The organism is Kitasatospora sp. NPDC059462, from assembly GCF_042749955.1.
In the GTDB taxonomy this organism is placed as follows: domain Bacteria; phylum Actinomycetota; class Actinomycetes; order Streptomycetales; family Streptomycetaceae; genus Kitasatospora.
The window spans coordinates 1-6060 of the sequence record NZ_JBHYUU010000304.1; the positions used below are offsets into that span (position 1 = coordinate 1).

General features: G+C 75.4%; 8 protein-coding genes. 2 read left to right on the forward strand and 6 right to left on the reverse strand.

All coding sequences use genetic code 11. The annotated features are described in order from the left end of the window. Nucleotides 1–79: 79 nt before the first annotated feature. From ACFXAM_RS37325 to ACFXAM_RS37340, 4 genes are all read right to left on the reverse strand, one after another. Entirely contained in the window at nucleotides 80–682 is a 603-nt protein-coding gene (locus ACFXAM_RS37325) for a DUF6891 domain-containing protein (protein WP_380298219.1), read from the reverse strand. A 125-nt stretch (nucleotides 683–807) separates the two neighbouring features. Continuing rightward, the gene (locus ACFXAM_RS37330; RefSeq protein ID WP_380298220.1) at nucleotides 808–1353 is read right to left on the reverse strand and encodes an FHA domain-containing protein; all 546 of its coding nucleotides are present in this window, start codon (nucleotides 1351–1353) and stop codon (nucleotides 808–810) included. Between the two features lie 861 nt (nucleotides 1354–2214). Next, entirely contained in the window at nucleotides 2215–2526 is a 312-nt protein-coding gene (locus tag ACFXAM_RS37335) for a hypothetical protein (RefSeq protein ID WP_380298222.1), read from the reverse strand. Nucleotides 2527–2584: 58 nt separating this feature from the next. Then, nucleotides 2585–3145 (reverse strand): DUF1697 domain-containing protein, encoded by a 561-nt coding sequence (locus ACFXAM_RS37340; RefSeq protein WP_380298224.1) that lies wholly within the window; start codon nucleotides 3143–3145, stop codon nucleotides 2585–2587. 68 nt (nucleotides 3146–3213) lie between these two features. Between ACFXAM_RS37340 and ACFXAM_RS37345 the strand changes: the two genes are divergently transcribed. After that, complete coding sequence (locus ACFXAM_RS37345) at nucleotides 3214–3684, forward strand: pyridoxamine 5'-phosphate oxidase family protein (RefSeq protein WP_380298225.1); 471 nt, start codon at nucleotides 3214–3216, stop codon at nucleotides 3682–3684. Between the two features lie 57 nt (nucleotides 3685–3741). Here the strand turns inward: ACFXAM_RS37345 and ACFXAM_RS37350 are convergent, their stop codons facing one another. Beyond that, the gene (locus ACFXAM_RS37350; RefSeq protein WP_380298227.1) at nucleotides 3742–4098 is read right to left on the reverse strand and encodes an arsenate reductase family protein; all 357 of its coding nucleotides are present in this window, start codon (nucleotides 4096–4098) and stop codon (nucleotides 3742–3744) included. A gap of 166 nt (nucleotides 4099–4264) precedes the next feature. On the opposite strand from ACFXAM_RS37350, the gene ACFXAM_RS37355 reads away from it, so the two are divergent. Then, nucleotides 4265–5482: a cytochrome P450 gene (locus ACFXAM_RS37355; protein ID WP_380298229.1), complete on the forward strand. Its 1218-nt coding sequence runs from the start codon at nucleotides 4265–4267 to the stop codon at nucleotides 5480–5482. Here the strand turns inward: ACFXAM_RS37355 and ACFXAM_RS37360 are convergent. After that, nucleotides 5469–6060: hypothetical protein (locus ACFXAM_RS37360; RefSeq protein ID WP_380298230.1), on the reverse strand; the 592-nt coding region annotated here is incomplete at its 5' end. The genes ACFXAM_RS37355 and ACFXAM_RS37360 overlap by 14 nt on opposite strands.

Consider the following 6060-nt stretch of genomic DNA (forward strand, 5'->3'; position numbering starts at 1 on the left):
CCACCCGCGCCGGACCGGTCCGGCACGGGTGAGCGCGGGAGGGCGCGGGAGGGCGCGGGTGCGGGAAGGCGTGCGGAGGCTACTCCGGCAGGCGGTTGAGCCAGGTGATCGGCGTGACCGCGATCGCCGTCTCCGGCGAGCCGTCCCACTCCACCGGAAGCCCGGCCGCCGCCAGCGCCGCGGCGACCTCCCGCCCGACCTCGGCCGTCCGCCGCACGGCCGCTTCCGTCGGCTCGTCCGCCACCTGGAAGCCGCCGTACCGCAGCATCAACGCACCGCCCTCGGCGGCCCGTTCGGTGTCCTGCTGGTGGAAGAACACGAAACCGCGCGAGTCCGGGGCGGCCTCGCCCCCGATCTCGGCGTAGCCGCAGTTCGCGCAGCAGGTGAAGTCCATCGCGGCGACGATGCCCAGCTCCTCCAGGGCGTCGAAGGCGGCCTCCAGCCGGTCGACGTCGGTCGTCTCCGGCCAGGCGGCCTGCTCCTGCAGACGCTCCCGCCACAGCGGAGCGACGATCCGCTCCGCCTCCTCCAGCGTCAGTCCCTGGTCGTCGAGGTCCTCGACCAGGGACTCCGCTATCTCGTCCGGCTCCTGGAAGCCGCACCGGATCAGCTCACGGGCCCGCTCCTCGGCGTCCCGCAGTACCTCGGCGGCAAGGGTGCTGTGCACGGTGTCCTGGTCCATGTCCGCATCCAAGCACCCGCCACTGACAGTCCGGCCCGCAGCCGCAGCCGCAGCCGACCGTGCGTCCGCCCGGCGCCCGCCCCGCAGGGTCCCGCCCCGCAGGGTCCCGCCCCGACGGCGGCGGGTCACGCCGGGGCGAGCCGGAACTCCAGGTTGCCGAACCGCACCTGGTCGCCCGGCCGGACCCGCACCCCGCCGACGATCCGGTAGCCGTTCACATGGGTGCCGTTGGTCGACCCGAGGTCGTACAGCACCCAGCCGTCGCCCTCGCGGCGCAGCTCGGCGTGCTGCCGGGAGACGGACGCGTCGTTCAGCCGCAGTCCCGACCCGGGGATCCGGCCTATCGTCAACTGTCCGGCCCCGGCCTGCGGGAGGCTCAGGCCGGGCAGCCGCTCGGCCCGCCAGGCCGCGCCCAGCCGCACCCCGAACGACGAGACCCGGCCGACCGCGCGCAGCACGAAGCGCCCCACCGGGTTCCCGGCCGGAAGGTCCGCCATCACCGCGTTCAGTTCGGCGCGGCTGCCCGCGTGGAGCACGAGGTCCAGCCGCCCGAGAAAGGTGTCGTGCGACAGCCGGCCGTTCCCCGCGCCCTCCCGCAGCACCCCGAGCGCCCGTTCCCGCTCGGCCTCGGACGGCCGGACCACCCTGGTCCGGTTCTCACGCGACATCATGGACCGATTCTCGGCCGCTCCCCGCCGGGCTGTCCAGGTTCCGCGGGCCGCCGTCGCAGCGCGAAGCCTGCGCCCACCGCCGGCCGCCCGGCGTCCGCCCGTGCCGCCCCCGGTGTGCCGAACGCCGTGGAGTCGAACCGGAACCGCTCCAGCTGCTCGGTCCGCTCCACGGCCGGCCGCCACGGTCCGGCTCAACCGGGCGGCGGCACCGCGAGGTGGACGACCGCCGAGGCGGGCCCGTCCGGGTCGTGGCCGTGACCGGCGAAGCGGACCGGCAGCAGCCGCACCGCCGCCCGACAACCGGCCGGCCGGGTGCCTCGCCCACGTCCCGGTGCGGCCGGGCGGGCTCCGTGCGGCGGGCTGCTCGGGGAACCAGCTCGCCCAGGGGCCACCGCCGCGTGCCGCCCAGCGCTCGATCAGGGCGCGCCCGCCCGCCCCGCCCGGACCGATCCGGGGTGCCGCGCCCCCGGATGTCCGGCACCGCGCGTTGCACGAGGACCGCCGTCGGCCGCCGCGCTCCGCCGGACCGGCCGGACCGGGCGCTCAGGGGGGCGCAGGTGCCGGTCCTGGAGGGCCAACGAGGCACGGGCCGCCCGCAACAACCCCGTCCGCGTCCACCCGCCGTTCCAGCGGCCCCGGGCCGTCCGCTCCCGGCCCGTCCGCTCCCGCCTCGAACTCGGCCGCCGGTACCTCGTCCAGTATCAGGACGATCCTCGGCGCCGGCCGGGCCCTCCTCGGACGGCCCGCACCTGTGCGGGACCTCGCCGTCCAGGGCCGCGCACAGCCGCGTGCCGGACCGTTTCACATCCAGCCGCAGCGGGCGGCAATGGGACGGGTCGTAGCCGTCCACGGCCGTCCCCGTCAGCGGCCCCTCACCGGGAAGAGCTCCCCGCCGTACCCCTCGGCCGGTCCGGGGGCCGTCCGGTTCCGCCCCCGGAACCAGCCCCCCGACCGGGTGCCCGGCCGTCCGCCGCAGTCCGGCCCGTGCGGCCCGCTCGCGGCGCAGGGCGGTCCGGCGGGCGGCGGGAAGGTGGTGTTGTCCCAGATGTCGGCGCAGCGCACGATCGTCGTGCGGTCGAAGGTCCGGCCGTCGGCCGCCGCCTCCGCGATCCGGGCGAACGCACGGCCGAGCAGGGCCGCGCAGGCGTGCAGCGCGGGCGCGGACCGGGCCAACGGGGCCTCCGGGCCTCCGAGAGGAGTCCGGTTCCGGGGACGGCCGGTTCCCGGGAGGTCAGGCCTTCCGCGCGGCGGCCAGGATCTTGGCCGTGGTGTGCAGGAACCGCGAGGTCACCGAGCCCCGGTAGGACTTCCCGAAGAGCGCACCGCTGGTGACCCACTTGCCGTCCTTGAGGTGCACCACGACGTACGCGGTACCGGGGTCGGCGCCGATCACCTCGTAGTCGCCCTTCGGCGAGGTGTACGGGACCGGGAAGTCGGCGGGCAGCGGCTCGGAGAGGAAGTTCACCGTGAGCCGCACGTCCGGGGTGACCTCGACGCCCGCGAAGGGCTCGGCGTCCAGCACCGCCTGGACCTCGTCCGCGGTGCGCAGCAGCACCGGCACCGGGTAGCCCAGCTGCTCCTCCAGATGGCGCTCGATCCGCCCGGTCAGCGCCGCCCGGCCCGCCGCGTCGGTGGCCGCGGCGGTGAAGAAGACGTTGCCGCTCTGGATGTAGGAGCCGACGCGCTCCAGACCGAGCTCGCCGAACAGCGCCCGCAGGCGCTCCATCTTCACCGTCCGGCCGCCGACGTTCACGGCCCGCAGGAAGGCGATGTAGGTGATGCTGGTGGTCATCGGACCAGTGTTGCACCGGGCACCGACGACCGCTGTCCGGTGTCGGTGCCCGGTGCCACACTGGCACCATGACCTCCTGGCAGGATTTCGAGCACGAGGCACCGGACCTGGCCCCCGCCGTGCGGGCCCGCTTCGAGGCCAACAGGCACCACGTCCTGGCGACGCTCCGCAAGGACGGCTCGCCCCGGGTGAGCGGCATCGAGGTGGAGTTCCTCGGGGCCGACCTGATGCTCGGGTCGATGGACGGCGCGGTCAAGGCGCAGGACCTCCGCCGCGACCCCCGCTTCGCGCTGCACAGCAACCCGAGCGACGAGACGCTGGCCGACGGCGACGCCAAGGTGTCCGGCCGGGCCGTCGAGCTCACCGACGCGGCGGACCGCGCCGCCTACGAGGCCGAGTTGCCCGAGCCGCCGCCCGGCCCGTACCAGGCCTTCCGGCTGGAGCTGGAACAGGTCGTGCTGACCACCGTCGAGGGCGACACGGTGCGGATCAGCTCCTGGCACCCGGGCGAGCCGGTGCGGCACTTCGAACGCCGCTGACGCGGACGCCGCCGGGGCCGGCCCCTCCACGGGTCCGGGACCCCGGCGGTCCGGGGCCTACGGCAGGACGGACTTGAGCGCCTCGGGGGTGCGGGCGACCACCGCGTGCCCGTCGTCCGCGGTGATGATCGGGCGCTGGAGCAGGATCGGGTGCTCGGCCATCGCCGCGAGCCAGCGCGCCCGGTCGCCCGCCTCCCGGCCCCACTGCTTCATGCCGAGGTCCTTGGCCACCTGCTCGTCGGTCCGGGCGATGTCCCACGGCTCCAGGCCGAGCCGCTCCAGCACCTGCTCCAGCTCGGCGACGCTCGGCGGGTCCTCCAGGTAACGCCGCACGGTGTACGTGACGCCCGCGCCCTCCAGCTCCTTCAGCGCGGTACGGCACTTCCCGCAACGCGGGTTGATCCAGATCTCCATCCCACCACCCTACCGACCGGCCCCGTCCGGCCCCGGCGTCCTCGCCGCGCGCCGCTGCCGCCCGGCCGTCCCGCCCCACCCCGCCCGTTCCGCCGTTCCCCGGGAACTCCCTTCCGTCCACCAACAGTTGTCTGTCCGGGAGTCGGATCCACGGAGGGGAAGCCGGATGGATGGCGCGTCGATCATCGAGCAGCTCATGACCACCGAGGGGCGGTTCGACCCCTACCCGCTGTACGCGCGGGCGCACGAGCTCGGCCCGGCCGCCCCGGCCGGCCCCGGGGTGGTCCTGGTGGTCGGCCACGCCGCCGTCAACCAGGTGCTGCGCAACCCCGCCTTCGCGCTGGAGGACCCCCGCGCCCTCGCCGCCGACCAGCCGGAACTGCTCGCCCACCCCTCCGTCGGGCTGTTCGGGCGCTCGATCCTCCAGCGCAACGCGCCCGACCACGGCCGGGTCCGCTCGCTCATCGCCTCGGCCTTCAACGCCCGCCGGGTGGCGGCCCTGCGGCCGGCGATCGAGGCCACGGTGGTCCGGCTGCTCGGCGAACTGGCGGACCGGGGCGCCGACGGCTCGCCGGTGGACTTCATGGACGCCTTCGCCTTCCGCCTCCCGGTCGAGGTGATCTGCGAGCTGCTCGGGGTTCCCGCCGCCGACCGTGACCGCTTCCGCGGCCTCGCCTCGGACCTCACCATCGCCCTGGAACTCATCCAGGACCTCGGCGAGCTGGCCGCAGCCGACCTCGCTGCCGTGGAACTCGCCGCCTACTTCGAGGAGTTGACCGCCGAACGGCTGGCCCGTCCGACCGGTGACCTGGTCAGCGACCTGGCCCGGATCGCCGCCGAGTCCCCGGACCGGATCTCCGGCGAGGAACTGCTGAGCAACCTCGTCCTGCTCCTGGTGGCCGGTTTCGAGACCACCACCAACCTGCTCGGCAACGGCCTCGCCCTGCTCTTCCGCCACCCGGAGGCCGCCGAGGGCCTGCGCACCGGCGCGCTCGACCCCTCGCTCTTCACCGACGAGGTGCTGCGCTACGACTCGCCGGTCCAGGTGACCTCCCGGATCGCCGCCGCACCCGACCTCGCGGTGGCCGGCCTGCCGACCCCGCCCGGCACCGCGGTCTTCGCCCTGCTGGGCGCCGCCAACCACGACCCGGCCCGCTACCTCCGCCCGGACCGTTTCGATCCCACCCGCACCGACAGCCAGCCGCTCAGCTTCGGCGGCGGCGCGCACTTCTGCCTCGGCAGCCAACTCGCGCGCCTGGAGGCCGGCATCGCCGTCCCCGCGCTCCTCGACCGCTTCCCGCGGCTGGCCCCCGGGGGCCTCCCCACCCGCCGCGACCGCCTCGTCCTGCGCGGCTACGAGACCCTGCCCGTCACGATCCGCTGACCGCCGACGCCCCGATCCGACCACCCCGATCCGACCACCCCGATCCGCCGACCGTCACGGGCCCGTCCCAAGCCATCAGGTTGGCGAACAGCGCGGCCTGCTCCCGGGCGTCGTCCAGGGCGTGGTGGGTGTGGGGGAGGCCGGGGAGCAGCTCCGCCGGCATCGAGCGCTTGCCGATCCCGGCGAACGGCACGCCCGCGCGCGCCGCGTACAGCGTCTTCATGTCCAGGCAGCCCGAGTGGCCGAAGGGGCTGGAGCCGGTGAACCGGACCAGGTACCAGTGGAGGAACTGCCAGTCGTAGACGGCGGGGTAGCCCACCATCACCGGCCGGTACCGCCGCCCGTCCGGCCCGGTGCGCACCTGGTCGAGCCAGCGGGTGAACCGGTCCATGGCGAGCGCCGGATCGGTGCCGCCGGCGAGCAGCGCCGCGCGGTCCAGCCCCGAGACGGCCAGCGCCTCGGGCACCCACGCGTCGGAGACGGGCCGCAACTCACAGTAGAAGCCCGGCGCCCGGCCGTCCCGGGGCGACGGCCGGAAGCCGTCCGCGTCGTGCCACCCGGCGACCACCAGTCTCTTA